We start from the raw sequence: 18,527 nt of genomic DNA on the forward strand, positions 1-18,527 counted from the left end.
TTATGCGAAGATTTTCTAAGCAGCAGGGGATAAGCTTGATCGAGGTGATGATTACCGCCGTAGTGATCAGTATTGCCCTGCTGGGCTTAGCCGCGATGCAGGGGATATCCAAATTTTCATCTTTTGAAGCCCAGCAAAGAACTCTTGCCCTTTACACAGCCAATGATCTGGTAGAGCGGGTTTTGATTAACCGATCGTCCTGGGAGGCCGCTCAACCAACATCATCTGCTGTTGGAACGGGACAAACGGCAATCGCCAGGCCCAATTGTGGTCAAACAACCGGGCTATCTACTTGTGCGACTGATGCCTTAAGAGTTCAGTTTGATCTCTTTAGCTGGCAGGAATCCATCTTAGGTAGCAGCGTCTCCGGAGCCTCAGGGCTACTTAGTCCTGTTGGCTGTGTCGATCTCCAAAACCAAACCCTCACCGTTGTCGTCAGCTGGCTTGGTCGCCAACAGACCAGTGACGCTGCAGCCACAGCCTTTGCCCAAGGATGCGGCACAGCAAGCAGCCAACGGCGTCAAATTACTATGACGACCCTCCTATGAAACACAATAAGCGCTGCAACAAGGGATTCTCGATTATTGAACTGATGGTCGCAGTGGTCATCGGGATTTTCCTCACTGGTGGTATTTTAACCTTCTTTGCAGCGTCTCAAAGAACCACAACCCAAACTTTTGAAATCGGAGAGCTTCAGGACAGTGGTCGCACAGCAATGCGTCTCATTTTAGAAGATCTGCGGATGGCGGGTTTTTGGGGGGCCTATACCGGAAGTCCTATTGAGGTCGGCTCAGGGGTTACTTTAGATGCCGGAGTTGCTATAGCTCAAGACTGTCTTGATGAACGAGGTGAGGGCACCTTCCCTCAAGCAGGTGGAGCTGCTTTTCGCCCGGTCTGGGTTCGACAAACCACTGCCGGAGGGAGTCTCAGTGGTGCACTAACCTGCGCTAACATCGGTACTTTAGCCGGAACATCCGATGTTATCTCCCTTAAAAGAGTGATCGGTAGCCCCGTTGATGATGCTGAAGCTCTACGAGCAGATCGTTTCTATTTTGCTGCAAACTCTTCAAATGCACATATATTTCCGGGAACTGTCACCCGCCCAACAGATGTAGAGATGCCAGCCAGACAGGTTTGGGAATATCAACATCATGTCTATTACGTCAGTACGACCAATGATATTCCAGGCCTTCGGAGAGTCCACCTGACAAACACCATGGTGAATGCTGGCGGTGCAGCCGCAGGTCCCATAGTTGAAGGAATAGAACGGATACGGCTGTTATTTGCCGTCGATACGACACCTATTCCTGACGGTATTGTTGATGAGTACCTTGCCAGTCCGCTTGATAGCTACTGGAATGAAAACCGTATCATTGGCTTGCGGGTTTTCATTTTAGTCAGAGCTCGTGAAGTTGCACAAAATTACACCAACAACAATACTTATCTATTAGGGGACATCTCGGTTAGCGGCAATGGAGACGGATTCAGAAGACTCCTTCTTGATTCATCGATCATGCTGCGAAATATTGCTATTGCCGGAGGCGCCTGATGAGTTTCCAACGTAAAGAGAAGGGTGCTGCCCTATTTGTTGCTGTATTAATTATTATTCCTCTCACACTGCTCGCAGTAGTCGTGATGAGCACCTCCGGGCTTGATCTGAAAATGGCCGGTGCATCTGCCGGATTTGTCCAAAGTAGCCATATACTTGAAGGAGCCATGGAGGAGACGCTTGATGATACGAATCTACCTGGCGACTTAGCTTCCATGACCAGTGCTGCAACAATGACCAAAAACCCTGCAATGGGTGGGATAGTTACCTTTACCTACCGGGCTGAAATCACATGTAAACGCAGAGTTGATGCCTCCAGTACCAATACCATACCAGCCTGTCGTTATGTTGATGCCGCCGTTTCTCAGGGGTATGGGAAAGCTCGAACCAGTGATGGGTCCCGTATCGGACAGGTTGGTCTGACCGTTGGGGTTGAACAACCCGTCTTAACCAGTTCATGAGGTGACGTATGAGCAACCTACTCTCTCGCATTGTCCCTTTTGCCATCGGTATCTCCTTGGCATCACAAGGGGTTTATGCTGACGACACCGAGCTGTTTGTTAAGGATTTGGCTGCGGGAAGTAACTATCAGCCCAAGGTCATGATCATCTTTGATAACTCGGGCAGTATGAGCTCATCCGTTGAGCTTGCGAAAGCTGCATACGATCCGAGTACAACCTATAGCGCTCTCAATAATAATGATAACTCCAGTTACAACACCAACTATATCTATTACAGTCTGGGCACCGATCCGGTACCTTACCCTAACGCTACCGGGCAACGTTTCCTGTCAACCTATCAAGGCTGTGATACAGGCCGGCAGGTTCTTGAAAACCAAGGGTTATATACGGGACAAGTGAAGCGATACCTATGGAACAGCCGTAATTGGAACCGACTACGTTATGGGCGCAATATCAGGGTAGTTGACTGCCTGGATGATATGAATAACCTCAATCCGAACAACTCCCAAGCGTTCTATAATAAATCCGTTCCGGTTATTGATGGCTATCCAAAAAATGGCCTTGCTAACCAGCCTTACTCAGCCACTTTAGGTAGCGAAATGCCTGGTGTTTTCTCTACCGGGGCAAGCGTCACCCTTTATACACTCAATTATCTGCGCTGGTACCACGCACCAAGCACAGAAACCAGCACAAGAATGCAGGTTGCAAAGGATGCAGTAAGCCGGGTCGTGGCATCTGCACCAGGCGTGGATTTTGGGTTAACCATCTTCAACCTGGATTACCCCTATGAGGGGGATCGAGATGGCGGACGAATCGTGCGTCGTATTACAACCAACGACCAGACAGGTCAAACCACTTTGCTCAATACAGTGGATGCCCTTGATCCCAGAACCAATACTCCTCTGTGCGAAACACTTTATGAGGTTTACCGCTACTATGCAGGCCGTCCGGTATGGTTTGGTGACGATGACTCAAACTACAGCAATTGGTACACAGGTAACCAGCCTCCGGCAGACAGAGATGCAATGACAGGCGAAAGTATGAGTGGTAATAAGCCAGTCGGTGGTACCTACACATCTGCGTTTTTTGGTCCATCGCGATCACCCAATAAGATCGATAGCGATCACTGAATAATATCGATCGCGATCGCTCAATAATATCGATGGCGATCACTTTTGAGTTTTATATTATTGGGTGATCGGCATGAATATTATGCAGTCCCGACCGAAATGTTATTCATTTCAACTCCCGTTTCGCAGGTGTTTTTTTAACCGGCTATGCTCTCTGTTTGACCTCGAGCGGAGAGCCAGCCATGCCAACGGTGCATATCACCATGCGAAAACTCAAAGAGATCCTCAGACTCAAGTACCAAGGCGGCCTGAGTCACCGCCAGATCGCAAGCAGCCTGTCTGTGTCTCCGTCGACTGTGTCCAATTACTGCAAAAGGGCCCAACAGATGGGGCTATGCCAATGGCCTCTGCCTGCTGAGTGGGATGAAGAGCGGCTGCGCCGTGAGTTCCTTGAGACCCGGATCACGGTTCGTCAGACACCTCCTCTGCCGGATTGGGCCGTGGCCCATCAGGAGCTCAGACGCAAAGGGATGACGCTACAACTCCTGTGGGAGGAGTATGCTGAGCGACATCCCAAGAACCACTACAGCTATAACCATTACTGCATGCGTTATCGTGAGTGGCGTAAATGCCAGTCTCCCTCAATGCGTCAGAGCCATAAAGCCGGTGAAAAACTGTTTGTTGATTACTGCGGTCCAACCGTGCCCATCGTGGATCCGAGGACTGGGGAGGAGCGTCGGGCTCAGATCTTTGTCGCTGTGATGGGTGCATCCAGCTACACCTACGCCGATGCAACCTTGAGTCAGGGGCTGGAAGACTGGGTGATGAGCCATAAACGGGCCTTCGAATTTCTGGGGGGAGTACCAGAGATGATCGTTCCGGATAATCTCAAAAGCGGAGTCAGTAGAGCGTGTCGCTACGAGCCAGATCTCAATCCTACCTATCAGCAGCTGGCTGCACACTATGGTGTTGCAGTGCTTCCTGCCCGTCCTTACAAGCCCAAAGATAAAGCCAAGGCTGAGGTGGGCGTGCAGATCGTTGAGCGCTGGATCCTGGCAAAACTGCGCCATGAGACCTTCTTCAGTCTGGCTCAGCTAAACCAGCGGATCGGGGCTCTGCTCACCGAGTTGAACAATCGCCCGTTCAAGAAGCTGCCGGGAAGCCGTAAATCACAGTTTGAATTGCTAGACAAACCGGTGCTCAAATCGCTGCCTCAAAACCCCTATCAGTTCACCCGGGTGAAGGCGGTTCGGGTTCATATCGACTATCACATCGAGCTCGACAAGCACTACTACTCGGTTCCCTATACCCTGCTCAAACGCAAGCTTGAAGCGCATATCTGCGACAACCTGGTACGGATCTATCATGGTGGTCGCTGTGTCGCGACACATCCACGCAGCTATCAGCAGGGAGGGCAAACCACCCACCCCGATCATATGCCGGTCGCACACCAAAAGCAGATGCAATGGACCCCGGGACGCTTTCTGAACTGGGCTCAGGAGATAGGCCCCTCCACGCTTGCGGTGATCAAACAGCTGCTCTACCGAAAGTCCCACCCGGAGCTTGGATATCGGGCCAGCCTTGGGATCCTCAACCTGGAAAAGCGATATGGACGCCCCCGCTTAGAAGCGGCCTGCCAGCGAGCAGACCGAACGGGCGTTTACTATCAGAAAGGGATCCGCTCCATCCTGGAAAAGGGGCTGGATGGCCAGCCACTGCCCGAAACTCAGCCGGATCGTCTGGCGGAGCTCACTCACCTCAATATCCGTGGCTCAGGCTACTATCACTAAGGATCAAAGATGACAGAACAACTCAAACAGCAACTTCGGGAGCTGAAACTAAGTGGTATCCGGGATGCCCTGGAAAGGCAACATCAGCAACCCGGGCACTACCAGGAACTCGGGTTCGAAGAGCGACTCAGCCTGCTGCTGGAGCAGGAGCTGACGGATCGGTCTCAGCGGCGGATCGAGCGCCTTATCAAGCAGGCCCGATTCCGGCTGCAGGCAAATCTGGAGCAACTGGATTATCGAAGTGATCGCGGCTTGCATAGAGCCCAGATCCGCTCACTGGCAGAGGGATACTGGCTTAGCCTGGGGCAGACTCTGATCCTGACCGGGGCGACCGGGTGCGGGAAAACCTATCTGGCCTGCGCCCTGGGCCATCACTTCTGTCTGCAGGGACTCGGGGTTCGCTACTTCCGGTTTAAAGAGCTGCTGGAGCAACTGCAGCTGGCTCAGGCTGATGGCAGCTATCGAAAGCTGATGGTTCAGTTGAGAAACACGCCGCTTCTGATCCTCGATGACTGGGGACTGGAGTCGCTGAATGCGCTTCAGCGTAGCGATCTACTGGAGTTAATCGATGCTCGCCATGGTCACGGAGCCACACTGATCGGCAGCCAGCTTCCGCTGGAGCACTGGCACACAATGATCGGTGAATCAACCCATGCGGATGCGATCCTGGATCGTCTGGTTCATGGAGCGATCCGTGTAGAATTATGCGGAGAATCGATGAGAAAAATCACCGCAGAGTTGACGGATGCCGATCACTCAGGGTAAAAAATAACCCAGTCTGTGAGACGGGATGTTGAGGTGATCGACATCATATTATTCGGTGATCGCCATCGCGATAATACGCACACATCTCCCTATGAAGTCTGTTTTGACAATGTTTATGTCATATTAATCACCGATGGAAGGCCCACTGTCGATACGAATGCCAACAGCCTGATTGATGCTATGTTTAATGCGATTCCCTCTGCTGACCGCGTTGCCGAGCACAATACCCTCAAATCAGCCAAAACCTATGGCAGCAGTAACCAATACAGCAGCAAGCTGGCAGCCATGGCTGGCTACATGAAAAACTATGATGTCAACGCCAATCTTTCCGGAACACAAACCGTAACCACATTCACCATTGGCTTTGGCGATGATGCGATTAACGGGGCCGGTGAGTTATTGGAAGAAACAGCTCGCCGCGGCGGTGGGCAATATCATGCAGCCACCAGCCCGGATCAGCTTGCAAGTGCGATTGAGCATTCACTTTTGAGTATCCTGCAGATCAGCGCTTCTCTGGTGTCCCCCTCGATTGCCAGTAATAACTTTGACCGAACTCAGAGCCTGGATAACGTCTATTACGCCATGTTCGAGCCAGGCAGTGGTGCTCGCTGGAAAGGAAACATCAAAAAGCTCGAATTCGATGGCGACGTGATTGTCGATAAATTTGGTTTACCCGCCATCTCGACAGATGCAGTGATATTAGATGATGCAACAACATTCTGGTCTTCCTCTCCCGATGGTAATGATGTGGGTGAAGGTGGCGTTCAGGCGATGCTGGCATCTAAATCCTCCAGAACTCTCTTTAGTAACAGTGGAAGTAGCCTGATTAGCTTCACTAAGCAAAACCTAAGTGCCGTTGCGGGCTCCGATGATGCGCTGCGTGTTCATCTGGGACTCGACAGCACCTCCCTTATCGATGCCCATCTCAACTGGATTCGCGGACTCGATATTGATGATGACGATGATGATCTGGGTACAACTATTCGCTCAGACATTTTTGGTGACCCTTTGCACTCAAGACCTCTGGTTATCAATTACGGTCCCCCAAAAAATGATCCCGATGGCGATCCCGATCTGAGAATCGTGATAGGGACCAATGCCGGTTTCCTGCATATGTTCAAAGACAGTGGAGCAACTGTCGATGAAACCTGGGCCTTTATTCCTTACTCTCTGCTTTCTGAGCAAAAAATCCTGAGAGATAACACCCAGAATCAGGACCACGTCTATGGCATCGACTCTTCACCCATTGTTCTGGTGAAAGAGCAGGTTGTTGATGGCCACATCGATTACACAGATGGCGATGCAGTCTGGTTATTTGTCGGGATGCGTCGAGGGGGAAACAGCTATATGGCGTTTGATATCTCCAACCCTGATAACCCTTCCCTGATGTGGATAATTAACGATCAAACAACTGGCTTCTCGGAGCTTGGTCAAACCTGGTCAGTCCCCGAAGTCGGTTATCTTCCGGATTACAGCAACCCTGTTTTAGTCTTTTCCGCTGGCTATGATATCAACAAGGACAGCACAGGTCTTGGAACCAACGATACAGAAGGTCGAGGTATCTTCTTCGTTGATGCCAACACCGGCGCTCTGGTTTATAGCATTACTCCGGCGACAACCTCGACGACAAACCTACAATCCACAGCTTTTACAAATAGCATGCCAGCGCAAATAACTTCGCTGGATAGTAATGGTGATGGAGCCCTTGACAGGCTTTACGTCACAGATACCGCTGCGAACATATGGCGTGTCGATATGAACGGGACCACCGCCAGTGAACGCGCACAGAACTGGAGTGTATTTAAGTTTGCAGAACTAGGACGAGATGCTGAAAACACTCCGGTTCAGGCAGATGATCGGCGATTCTTTACTCAACCCGTATTAGTTCGAACTATAAATCGCAAATTTAGTAAGGAGGTGGATGACGACGGGAATGCAACCTATGTATTCAGTGATATCCCCTTTGATGCTGTATTGATTGGTTCCGGTGATGTAACCAAGCCTTCATCGGATAAAACTGTCAATAATGTTTATGTCATGCTACGGGACTATAACATCAACGGCGCACGGTTTAGCAACTCGACACCAAGTCCTGGGGATACAATCCCAACCCTACCCGTTCCTTCAGCTATCACACTGGCGGGATTATACGATATCACCAACAACCCTGTTGGCAATGCAAGCAGTAATGCTGAACTTGATGCCGTCGTTGGCGTAACAAACTCCTCGGGTTGGAAATATTGGCTCACTCAAACCGGAGAAAAAAGCATGGGGGCCGGACTCGTTCTGGCTGGAGATCTATACTTCACCTCCTTTATCCCTGATGTCTCTCAGAATCAGTGTTCACTGGTCACCATTGGTACAACTCGCCAATATATGATCGATATGCATCTTGGTACCAATTTCACCTCTCAGCGGTTTATCGAAATCGATAATAAGGTTGTCAGCGATTTGAAAGTACATGTCGGCCGAAATCCGAGTGGAGATCCTCGAATTCATATCTTGGGAGCTGCACCTGGTGAAACAGTGGTTGTTGAGGATGATGAAAATGGCGACCCACCTGATCGTTGCGATGATGCATCCGATAACTGCGCTCAGGGTAATACTGTCGATGATGCTGATTTGACGCCAAGAAAGATCTATCTATACCATGATGAGGTACGCTAATCATGAAAACCGCCAAACTTCTTCTTGTTGGGCTGTGTGGTCTTGTATTCAGCGCCGCTGCAAGCACGAAAACACTTAGCTATAAGTGTGCTATCACTCTGAATAATGGCGAGCAAACAGTCATTGAACTCACAAGCAAGGCCAACCTTATGAAGGATACCTCAAGCCTGATAGGTAAGCAGCATGGAGGCCAGGATCAAAAGCTCCATGCAATCTCACAGGTGAGTGAATGCGTTCTTGAAGGCAAAGAGTTCTCCCGACTAAAAGACCAGCAGCTCGATAGCAAAACACCGAGATAACCATTCCTGCCAGAGAATCCAAGCCGGCTCAAAAGTGTGCCGGCTTTCTTTTTCAAGAGCCCGAGTAAACTGTCCCTTTCAAGGGAAAATTGCCATACTGAAGTTAAGCTCTTCAGATGAGCCAGTCACATCAGCTAAGGATAAGAATCGCTATGCTTTTTGGTGTCAAACACAAGGGTTTTACTTTGATAGAGCTGCTCATCGGGGTTAGTATTGTTGCAATCCTGATCACTGTTGGGATCCCCTCCTTTATCTCAGTCATGCAGCAGAACCGTGTCGATAACCTATCCATGATGCTGGTGAAAGACCTAAGAACAACCCGCTCACAAAGCATCTCTTTACGCCAACCTGTAACCGCTTGCTTTGTCAATAATGCTGATACCTGTGTACAGAACAATGGAGTGAGAATGCTCATTTTTGTTGACGATAATGGCAATGGTGTTTTCAATAATACAGAGCATCTTATTAAGCAGGGAGAAGATCTATCGAGCTCAATTATTGTGACCAATAGTGAAACACGTTACGTGTTCAGATCGGATGGTTTACTTAATGGCAACAGCGGCACCATTACCCTTTGCTCGAACAGAAGTGATATCACGGGCCAGCAAATATCGGTCCTCGCATCGGGTCTGGTACAAAGCCAGGATAAAAATGATTGTTAGGTGACAGGAAAGTGGAGAGCTGATGAGTATGAATACACCAGAGCCAAAAGTTTTTTTAGATATTCACAGTCCCGAGCTTTATAAGGATGAGTGTCAATTTCTGGGCCCGGAAGTAGGTCAGCAGGTCTGGCTGACAGAACAAGAGGAGAGCTTCTGCTACCTGGTAACCATTCAGGAGCGAGCCGGATGTCAATATCATGGTTTTATCGAGCAGATCGTTCAGGGGTCTCATTACTGCCTTCACCCAAAAAGAGATCAACAACCATCTCTGAGCATCGGGGATCGCGTACTCTTTGATCATAGCCACATACAGAACCTGTAAATCAGGCTTAATCACTGTTTAGATTTAAACTTGGTTCTGCAACAAGAGATTTTTCGTCCAGACAAATAGAAGTTGTATAACCTTGCTTTTCCACTGATGGCTCTACAAATTATTCCTGAAAAATCTCTGTTTATTGTTACTTTCCAGCCAGTTAGAGCCACTAACTGGCATGATTTGAATCGTTAACAGAGCTATTTACGTTATGCTCTGTTCACACTTCAGGCTCAATCTACCTTGGAATTCTCTATCTTTACTTTAAGTGTTGCACTCAAGCTTGCTGTATCTGCTAACGAAATAGCCTGAGTGCCGGTGATTCCGCTATTACTTCGCTTTACTTTCACAGTTACAGCCAGGATATCAGACGTCAGAGAATTTGTATCTGCAATGGCATGCAAGCGTCCCCGACTGAAGGATCCAAAATAGTAGCTCTCTGTATCGGTCAATGTCTGGATAGACTCACTGGTGACGACGGCGTAATTGGTATCTGAACTACTCCAATCTCCCAGGAGTGTGAGATTCAGCTCATAAAAGGGGAGCTTCTGCAGCACATCTGCGTCATTAACCAGATCAAGCTCATTTAGATAGCTATCCTCCATGAAATCAGCATAGATTCCTCTGGCAATAAGCTGATAGGTCCCCGGAGCCACAGTAATCTCAGTCGTCCCTCCCCGAGCCTTCAACCACTCAGCAAAAGGGGTAGGAACAAAGGTCTCCAAAACAGAGGGGGTAGCCTGAGCCTGGATCTGCGCCTTAGCATAGGCTTTCACCGCATAAGAGATGTATGACTCATATAGTTCGCGGTTTTCTGTATTGAGCAAAAAATCGGGACCTACAGCCACAAGAGCGATTAAATTCCAGTCTGGCATAGGTTGATAGTAGCCACCGATACGTTGAAAGCGGCAGGCCTCTTCATAGTTATCACCAATACTATTAGCGGGTGAGTAGGAACGGTCAGAGTAGTGAAAATGCATATGACTCTTTCGAGCCTGATGGTAATAATTATCAAAACTGTTACCGACCCCGTCAAAGTGATTCAGACAACATTTACTACATAACGATGGCTGATGACTATCGGGAACTCCTCGCCCTTTAGAGGCGGTCTCACCCACTCGCCATATGACAGCATCCATGTGGTAGTAGCTGGTCGCAGGCAACAGTGCCGAGCCTGCGCTCTGAATTGAGCAATCACAGGATAGGGTTACCTGCTCCTGCAGGTGAGTTCTAAGCTGTTTCGTGTCAAAAGAAATTGTCTCAAACTTAACTAAAACCCCACGCCCCTCCTTGTAAACGATGGGGGAAGGTTTTTGAGTTTCTCTCTTGATCCCGATACTGTTAATGACCACACCCATAACATCAGGTATTAACTCCGGGATATAGCTCACCCTGGGGAATTCACTTCTGATGAGTAAGCTATTCAGCTCAGAGGATGTAGATGAGATGTTTGGAGAGACTGTACTATCCAGACTGATGGATTGACTCACACCCTCTCGATCGATCCAAGCAACATTAACCACTAATTGTTTGCGTTCCGGGTAAGCGGGTAGCGGAGAGGGCTCGGTCGTCATCCAGCTCCCCACAATCCAATACTGATTCGTGACAGCCCAGGTAAGGAGATAAGTGACACTTCCTATGCTGTAACTGCCAGAGGTCATCTCACCACCTGTATTGTTGGCCAAATCCTGATAGGCAAACTTCCCTGTGGTGGTCTGTATAACCTCATAACTAGTGAGATCATCCATTTTTGACTCAGCTAACTGCAGCGCAACCTCAAAATCCCGGCTTTCTCCGGTTGTTTGGATATAGATTTTAGAAAGCTTCACTAATGCAGAAGCTCCCACTGAGACCACCACTAATGCAAGCAACACTTCGATTAAGCCAAACCCACTGTTGCGTATTAGTCGAATCATCTCCCTAATCCTTAAAAGTCACGCCAGCTGCCCGGTACCCTGTTCACCAAAGAGAACGCTTGGCCCGTTTTGATATTGTTTAGCGTTGCCTCGTCATAAACTACGGTATACTCTCCATCGGCACTCTCAAGCTCATGGTTAGAGATGAGAGCCCCATAGATCATGGCTCCGTCAATCATTTCGATCTCATACGCGACCCCACCGGAAGGAACTGAATCGTAGGAAAACAGCAGGCCATAAAACTTAAGATCGCTATTCATCACCAGATCACCGTTACGAACAAGCAAAGTAACCGGATACTTCTGAGTCCCAACCTGACCACTGAGGTTACAAACACCATCAACAATGTAAAACCCACTGGAAGCGAGCGTTAACAGGGCGCAGTTGCTAATAGAATCAGCTCGATACTCCAGCTCTGCCATCCCTGAGGCATCACTATCGATCCCAAACAGATAAGCTATGAGATTTGCAGGGAAATTGGGGTCATTATCCAGGATATCGGCTTGCTTATTATCAAACTCAGAAATTGACTGGCTAGAACAGTAGCCATAATAAAACTCCTCTTGATTGCAGGTGTGACCTGAACCATTACTCAGATCAACCAAAGCATCGCTCCAGATCGAAAGCGCCACCCCCGGCCCCCCGCCATTGGGATTCGTCGCCACGGTCAGACTCCCAACATCCACTCCTCCGGCAACCATAAGAGGAGCATCCGGAATCGCAGCGATGGAGAAGCTCACGGTGACCTGCTCATGCACAGTAGAGCGAGCCAAACCATCTGCAGAGCTTCCGGTAGAGGTGAAGGTCACCAGAGGCATAAGATCATCAGCAATTGCAATCGGAGCTTCATTGACGGCGGCTACATTGTATGAGGCACCACTAGCCTGGGATCCGGTTAGGGTCAAAGGAAAGGATTCACGCCAATTAATATCCCGGGATAGACGAGCGATAGCATCATTGATCCCAGCCTGAGCTGCGACCAGCGCTTGCTGATAACGGATCTCGTTAGCAACTATCCGCCGATCAGTCACCATCACCTTTCCCGTGACCAGGGTAATAGTTGTGATAAACAGGACCATGATCAGGGTAATAGTGAGAGTCGTAAAACCTGAAAGCTTCCTCATACTCACTCTCTTTGATAGTAGCCATTCCTGATCTTCACCAGACGCTCAACTCTCACTCTGAGGGTATTATCCAGTTTATGCTGACCTTCGATGGTGATCTGAAGCGAACGGACACTGGATGAAACAGCTGTGGGAGGAACAAGCTCCATGGTGAAACCTGTTACCAGAACTTCATTATTATCGGTAATACTTTGCCAGCTCCCCCCATTACAGAGTGAAACTGAAGCAGAGTTCCAGCTCTGAATGCCCTTGGAAATTGAGCTGTACCTATAGCCATGATAGTCACCAGGGCTTAAGGTTCCGTCTCCATCAACATCATATCGGACCAATACACAGTCATAGTTAGGAGCAACAGAATCCAACGCTTGCAAGTCAATGGCGGGTTTGAACACAAAATCAGTATTGATTGCCGCTGAGACATCTGAGTTATCTATAACGCCATCACTATTGGTATCTGTCCGTTTAAAGTTGTTGGCTGAACCAGCAAAGTAACCAGCTCTTTGCAAATCACGCGCAATGAGGTTTACGACAGCCATTAACTCCTGATTGAGACGAGTCATCCGCACCGAGATATGGCTGGCATTCATGATGCTGGTATATAAACCGATCACCGCCCCTAATACCAAGGTACCAGCAACCATAGAGATCATCATCTCGACCAAAGAGAAGCCTTTGCTGTCTAGCATGAAGATATCCCCATAATTGAAGTGCTGCCCCGGGTACAGATCCGAACCCGGCCCAGGCCACTGGTAATAACGGAGATCTCATCACTCCCCTTGATAAAATCAATGGAGCCAGAACTCATAGTGCCACGCCGGGCACCAATCCCAAGAACATCGCTTGCATAATTGATCGAGATGTTGGTATCGGGGAAATCACTACTATCACCACCTCGAGTAACCCCATCACCACCGATATCACATGTGACAGCACAACTATGACACTGCGTACCATTGAGATCAGTCACCCGATAGCACCAACTACCACTACTACTGAAAAAGCGGATCGTCAGATTATCATCGCTACGTTTGATCGCCTCTGAACGGGCATATTGCACATCGGAATAAAGGTGATGCGCAATACCAGAGAGCCGATGCTGATGGCTCAATTCGATGTAGCTGGGAATACCGATCACAAGCAGGAGCGCAAATACACTCATTGTGATTAAAAGCTCAATGAGTGAGAATCCTGTCACCAGGGATCTTATGGTGCTACTTGAGGTCCGTTCAGAAATCATTGTCAATGGAATATTAAATCTTCTATTACAATGATAGAGGGGTAAAAAAATTCCGCTATCGAGTTTTATATGCGATTAAATTTCAAAGGGTTATCTCTTATTGAGTTGCTGATTGCCGTCAGTATTGTCTCTTTACTGGCAGCGGTGGCCTACCCCGCATATATTGGTCACATGAGAGCATCTCATCGCGCTCAAGCCAAAGAGCACTTGTTCCAATTGCAGTTAAAACAGGAGGCTTGGCGGCTATCTAACAATAGCTATACAGCATCAGTCGCCGACCTGGGTGCTGCAAGTGATGCTCACTACACCTACAGGGTGACCAATGCTTCACTGAGCACCTACACACTGAATGCGATAGCAATAGCTGAAGGAATTCAATCTGATGATGAGGGCTGTACAAGTTTACAATTAGATCAATCTGATAATAGAGAACCTGCTCACTGCTGGTAACATAGCTCTTTTCTATCAGACTATTATCCGATTCATTAGCTATACTCATGGAGCATGCCAGAAGGATAGCTCTTAGTGATCCTGGCTATCCTTCTGTTACTGGTGACGCAATAAATACTCAAAATGAAAAAAGCCCCTCTATTCCATTAAAGAATAAAGGGGCTTTATTAAAGCTTTGCTGATTTTATTCAGCTCACTCCGAATCAGATATCCGCCAAATTCCCCTTATTCTCCAACCAGTGGCGGCGATCGCTGCTGCGCTTTTTGGCCAGCAGCATATCCATCAGGTGGAAGGTCTGCTCTTCATCATCGAGCTGCAGCTGCACCAGGCGACGAGTGTTGGGATCCATGGTGGTTTCGCGAAGCTGCTTGGGGTTCATCTCACCCAAGCCCTTAAAGCGGGTGACTGCGACCTTGCCACGTTTTTTCTCGGCCTTGATCCGCTCCAATACCCCCTCTTTTTCCGACTCATCCAGGGCATAGAACACCTCTTTGCCCACATCGATTCGAAACAGCGGCGGCATCGCCACAAAAATATGGCCATTGGCCACCAGGGGTTTAAAGTGGCGCACAAACAGGGCACACAACAGGGTGGCGATATGCAGCCCGTCGGAGTCCGCATCGGCCAGGATACAGATCTTGCCATAGCGCAGGCCGGAGATATCTTCACAGTCGGGATCGACCCCGATCGCGACCGAGATATCGTGGATCTCCTGAGAGCCCAATACCTGCTCGCCATCAACCTCCCAGGTGTTGAGGATCTTACCGCGCAGCGGCATCACCGCCTGGAACTCACGATCGCGCGCCTGTTTGGCACTGCCACCTGCCGAGTCCCCCTCCACCAGAAAGAGCTCAGAGCGGCTGGACTCCTGACCGCTACAGTCGGTGAGCTTACCCGGTAGCGCCGGCCCCTGGGTGACCTTTTTACGCACCACCTTCTTGGCGGAGCGCAGGCGGCGCTGGGCCCGCTGGATCACAAACTCTGCCAGCTGCTCAGAGAGTTCGGTGTGGGCATTGAGCCACAGGCTGAATGCATCTTTAACAATGCCGGAGACAAAGGCGGCACACTGGCGGGAAGCGAGGCGTTCCTTGGTCTGACCGGCAAACTGAGGATCCTGCATCTTGACCGACAGGATATAGCCACAGCGATCCCAGATATCCTCGGGGGACAGGCGCACCCCACGTGGCAGCAGGTTGCGAAACTCGCAAAACTCGCGCATCGCATCCAGCAGTCCCTGACGGAAACCGTTGACGTGAGTACCTCCCAGAGCGGTGGGGATCAGGTTCACATAGCTTTCGGTGACCAGCTCTCCGCCATCGGGCAGCCAGGTCACGGCCCAGTCTACCGCTGAGTGTTCGGCGCTGAAGGCTCCGGTAAAGGGTTGCTGCGGAAGTGTCTCGTACTGTTCAAGGGCCTCACACAGATAATCTTTGAGGCCATTTTTGAAGCACCATTCCTGCTGCTCACCGCTATTTTTATCGATAAAGCGAATGGTTAACCCGGGACAGAGCACCGCCTTGGCCCGTAGCAGGTGAACCAGCCGGGGCACCGAAAACTTCGCCGAGTCAAAGTAGCTGGCATCGGGCCAAAAGTGGACCTTGGTGCCCGTGGTGCGGCGCCCGCAGCTGCCGATCACCTGGAGATCCTCAACCTTTTCACCATTCTCAAAGGCGATGCTGTAGACATTGGCGTTACGCTTGACCGTTACTTCCAGTCGACTGGATAGGGCGTTGACCACAGAGACTCCTACCCCGTGCAGACCACCGGAAAACTGGTAATTCTTATTGGAGAACTTGCCCCCGGCATGCAGTCGGCTCAGGATCAGCTCGACCCCGGGGACTCCCTCTTCGGGATGGATATCCACCGGCATTCCCCGGCCATCATCGCTGACCTCCAGGGATTGATCCTTATGCAGGATCACCTGGATCTGAGTTGCATGCTCCGCCAATGCCTCATCGATACTGTTATCAATGACCTCCTGGCCCAGGTGATTGGGACGGGAGGTATCTGTGTACATACCCGGGCGACGGCGAACCGGATCCAGGCCACTTAAGACCTCAATGGCATCGGATGTATATTGTTCAACACTCATGAAAATTTTTCTTTAATTAGGCGGGCAGCTTATCCCTGCAAAAAACGCAGGATCTGCGCCGGATAGCGCTCAAATTCAGTAAACGAATGATCGCCCCCCATCTCTATGGTGGAGCGGCTAAAGCGGTAACGATCCAGAGCCTGGCGATAATCCAGCACCTCGTCACCGGTTTGCTGCAGTAGCCACAGCTGTTGTGGATGCTTGAGCCAGGGCACAGCTAAACTGCGCAGCTCATCCATATACTCAGGCTTGACGGTAAATCTCTCCCCTGTGTAGGGGTTTGTCTGCTCACCAATATAATCTTTGAGGAGCTCATAGGGATAGACGGCCGGGTTGATCAGCACAGCGCGGCAGCCAAAGTGTTCACACAGCGCGGTGGCATAAAAGCCCCCCAGGGAGCTGCCGAGGATCCCAACGCTTCCCTTAGCGGATCTCTCACGCACCAGCTCACTGAGCCCGGCCCAGGCTTCGGCGGGCGATACCGGGAGCTCAGGGATGATGATCTCTGTCTGTGGGTGGTAACGAGTCACGTATTCAGCCATCACCGAGGCCTTATGGGAGCCCGGTGATGAGTTAAAGCCATGAATATAGATTAGTGTCTGCAGGCTCATCTTTAATACCCCACGGCTTCAGTATCGGGTAGGTATTTCCCCATTGGCAGATGCCAGACCTGGGTCGAAATCCGCCCGTCGGGATGAAGCTGCAAATAACGCCAACCGGGCGCCTGACGATCCAGTGCAAACTCATCAGACAGAGGGGTAAACTGCAGGCAGGTCGAAGGGGCCGCAAGATATTTGACGCCGTTACGCTCGGTCTCAAAGGACTGGTGGACATGACCAAACACCACACCCTGTACCTGAGGATATCGATCCAGCAGTGCAAAGAGTTGCTCTGCATTTTTAAGGCTGTGTTGATCCAACCAGGCACACCCCACCGGCAGTGGCTGATGGTGCAACAGGATCAGGGCATGTTTTTGAGGGTAACTGGCAAGAGCGGTCTCCAGTTGCTGCAACTGCTGCTCACTGAGCATGCCGTGGGGTACGCCCGGGACCTGAGTATCCAGCATAATCAGTTGCCAGGCGGGCCAGATCAGCTGACCAAAGGGACGCAACCCGCCATCGGGAAGCACCTTATGCATCGACTCGCTGCCATCATGGTTTCCCGGTAGCCAGTAAGTCGGTTTCTGCAGCCGCTTCACCTGCTGAATAAATTTCTGATAAGACTCATCGGACTGATCCTGGGAGATATCTCCGGTCGCCAGAACCGCTTCATAGGGCTCAGGATGTGCTTCAATCGCATCGATTACAGCTGAGTAACTGTCAAAGGTGGTCACCCCTAACAATCTGGCAGATGCCTCGGCAAAAAGGTGGGTATCGGTGATCTGTAGCAGCCGGATCACCCCATCAGTGCTGGTCGTTTGAAGATGAATTTTGTCAGGAAACACCGCTTTCTCTTATCATCGTGTGCCGAAAAGAACCGAATGCGCCCGGCAAGAAAAACCTGCCCGGGAAAACATCCACTATGCGCCCTGACCTCTACCCAGTCAGGGATTGGGATGCCTTAGTATCTCACACCTCACCAAAGGCGCAAATAAGCGAATCTCTCAGTTTTTAACAATGACCTGCACAGGTGAATTATTGAACAGTCTTCTGGCAGAAAGGAACTGCGACCAGATAATTGCACCTTTGCCGCAAACAGGCTTAACGCAGATCAAAACTGCAGATCTTTTATCCTGCGGATGGCTATTTGTGGCTACCGCCACTGGTGTCGGGGGTGCCCGACTGCACATTACTTTTGTATCGCCAAAAGTAATCAAAAACTCGCTACGCACGATGTATTTATCATCCCTGACAAATCTCCCCAGCTCGATATCCTATCTCGCGTTACGTTGCTCTGGGAGCAACTTCACCCCTCCATCGACCTTCGCGGCTCGGCGTCCATGCCTCGAAAAGAGACAGCAAATCTCTGCGGTTCACCTCAACTCTCGCTCACGGGCTTTGAAACTCCCCCTCTGATTCGCACCGAAGAATAGCGCAGATTTTTTAGGGCGAACGACAGGACGTCGTGAGAAGACAACCGGGATAGGGATGTCCCGTTTGTCTGTCCCCTCAAAAATCTAGTTATTCTGAGG

At 50.0% G+C, this 18,527-nt stretch carries 18 protein-coding genes; 11 read left to right on the forward strand and 7 right to left on the reverse strand.

What is annotated here, in order from left to right; translation table 11 throughout:
* Positions 1-2: 2 nt before the first annotated feature.
* The 10 genes from pilV to DB847_RS19415 all read left to right on the forward strand — a co-directional run bounded on the left by pilV (position 3) and on the right by DB847_RS19415 (position 9,585).
* Complete coding sequence (gene pilV, locus DB847_RS19370) at positions 3-548, forward strand: type IV pilus modification protein PilV (protein ID WP_108653030.1); 546 nt, start codon at positions 3-5, stop codon at positions 546-548.
* Positions 545-1,549, forward strand: a complete 1,005-nt coding sequence (locus tag DB847_RS19375; RefSeq protein ID WP_159084759.1) for a PilW family protein — start codon at positions 545-547, stop codon at positions 1,547-1,549. Before pilV ends, DB847_RS19375 begins: the two co-directional genes overlap by 4 nt.
* Positions 1,549-2,010: a pilus assembly PilX family protein gene (locus tag DB847_RS19380; protein WP_108652175.1), complete on the forward strand. Its 462-nt coding sequence runs from the start codon at positions 1,549-1,551 to the stop codon at positions 2,008-2,010. The genes DB847_RS19375 and DB847_RS19380 overlap by 1 nt, the downstream gene beginning before the upstream one ends.
* Positions 2,011-2,018: 8 nt before the next feature.
* On the forward strand, positions 2,019-3,140 hold the full coding sequence (locus tag DB847_RS19385; RefSeq protein WP_108652176.1) for a hypothetical protein: 1,122 nt from the start codon (positions 2,019-2,021) through the stop codon (positions 3,138-3,140).
* 182 nt (positions 3,141-3,322) lie between these two features.
* Complete coding sequence (gene istA / locus DB847_RS19390; protein WP_108649425.1) at positions 3,323-4,870, forward strand: IS21 family transposase; 1,548 nt, start codon at positions 3,323-3,325, stop codon at positions 4,868-4,870.
* Positions 4,871-4,879: 9 nt separating this feature from the next.
* Positions 4,880-5,635 carry an IS21-like element helper ATPase IstB gene (istB, locus tag DB847_RS19395; protein ID WP_108649424.1) on the forward strand — a complete coding sequence of 252 codons (756 nt, stop codon included), beginning with the start codon at positions 4,880-4,882 and terminating at the stop codon, positions 5,633-5,635.
* Between the two features lie 33 nt (positions 5,636-5,668).
* Positions 5,669-8,302: a pilus assembly protein gene (locus tag DB847_RS19400; protein ID WP_108652177.1), complete on the forward strand. Its 2,634-nt coding sequence runs from the start codon at positions 5,669-5,671 to the stop codon at positions 8,300-8,302.
* 2 nt (positions 8,303-8,304) lie between these two features.
* On the forward strand, positions 8,305-8,601 hold the full coding sequence (locus DB847_RS19405; RefSeq protein WP_108652178.1) for a TapY2 family type IVa secretion system protein: 297 nt from the start codon (positions 8,305-8,307) through the stop codon (positions 8,599-8,601).
* 152 nt (positions 8,602-8,753) lie between these two features.
* Complete coding sequence (locus DB847_RS19410) at positions 8,754-9,263, forward strand: GspH/FimT family pseudopilin (RefSeq protein ID WP_159084835.1); 510 nt, start codon at positions 8,754-8,756, stop codon at positions 9,261-9,263.
* A gap of 22 nt (positions 9,264-9,285) precedes the next feature.
* Positions 9,286-9,585 carry a hypothetical protein gene (locus DB847_RS19415; protein ID WP_108652180.1) on the forward strand — a complete coding sequence of 100 codons (300 nt, stop codon included), beginning with the start codon at positions 9,286-9,288 and terminating at the stop codon, positions 9,583-9,585.
* A 224-nt stretch (positions 9,586-9,809) separates the two neighbouring features.
* On the opposite strand, the gene DB847_RS19420 is transcribed toward DB847_RS19415, so the two are convergent.
* From DB847_RS19420 to DB847_RS19435, 4 genes are read right to left on the reverse strand one after another with little or no spacing between them, the layout of a single operon-like run.
* Entirely contained in the window at positions 9,810-11,492 is a 1,683-nt protein-coding gene (locus DB847_RS19420; RefSeq protein WP_108652181.1) for a prepilin-type N-terminal cleavage/methylation domain-containing protein, read from the reverse strand.
* 11 nt (positions 11,493-11,503) lie between these two features.
* A complete protein-coding gene (locus DB847_RS19425; protein WP_108652182.1) occupies positions 11,504-12,616 on the reverse strand; it encodes a pilus assembly PilX N-terminal domain-containing protein in 1,113 nt (370 codons plus the stop codon).
* 2 nt (positions 12,617-12,618) lie between these two features.
* Positions 12,619-13,302 carry a prepilin-type N-terminal cleavage/methylation domain-containing protein gene (locus DB847_RS19430; RefSeq protein ID WP_108652183.1) on the reverse strand — a complete coding sequence of 228 codons (684 nt, stop codon included), beginning with the start codon at positions 13,300-13,302 and terminating at the stop codon, positions 12,619-12,621.
* Positions 13,296-13,853, reverse strand: a complete 558-nt coding sequence (locus DB847_RS19435) for a GspH/FimT family pseudopilin (RefSeq protein ID WP_108652184.1) — start codon at positions 13,851-13,853, stop codon at positions 13,296-13,298. The genes DB847_RS19430 and DB847_RS19435 overlap by 7 nt, the downstream gene beginning before the upstream one ends.
* Positions 13,854-13,922: 69 nt before the next feature.
* On the opposite strand from DB847_RS19435, the gene DB847_RS19440 reads away from it, so the two are divergent.
* On the forward strand, positions 13,923-14,303 hold the full coding sequence (locus tag DB847_RS19440) for a type IV pilin protein (protein WP_108653031.1): 381 nt from the start codon (positions 13,923-13,925) through the stop codon (positions 14,301-14,303).
* A gap of 203 nt (positions 14,304-14,506) precedes the next feature.
* On the opposite strand, the gene parE is transcribed toward DB847_RS19440, so the two are convergent.
* From parE to cpdA, 3 genes are read right to left on the reverse strand one after another with little or no spacing between them, the layout of a single operon-like run.
* The gene (parE, locus tag DB847_RS19445) at positions 14,507-16,396 is read right to left on the reverse strand and encodes a DNA topoisomerase IV subunit B (RefSeq protein WP_108652185.1); all 1,890 of its coding nucleotides are present in this window, start codon (positions 16,394-16,396) and stop codon (positions 14,507-14,509) included.
* Positions 16,397-16,425: 29 nt separating this feature from the next.
* Complete coding sequence (gene yqiA, locus DB847_RS19450) at positions 16,426-17,007, reverse strand: esterase YqiA (protein ID WP_108652186.1); 582 nt, start codon at positions 17,005-17,007, stop codon at positions 16,426-16,428.
* A 2-nt stretch (positions 17,008-17,009) separates the two neighbouring features.
* Positions 17,010-17,840, reverse strand: coding sequence for a 3',5'-cyclic-AMP phosphodiesterase (gene cpdA / locus DB847_RS19455; RefSeq protein ID WP_234418441.1), 831 nt, complete (start codon positions 17,838-17,840; stop codon positions 17,010-17,012).
* Positions 17,841-18,527: the final 687 nt, after the last annotated feature.

It is taken from the genome of Dongshaea marina (assembly GCF_003072645.1).
Classification (GTDB): domain Bacteria; phylum Pseudomonadota; class Gammaproteobacteria; order Enterobacterales; family Aeromonadaceae; genus Dongshaea; species Dongshaea marina.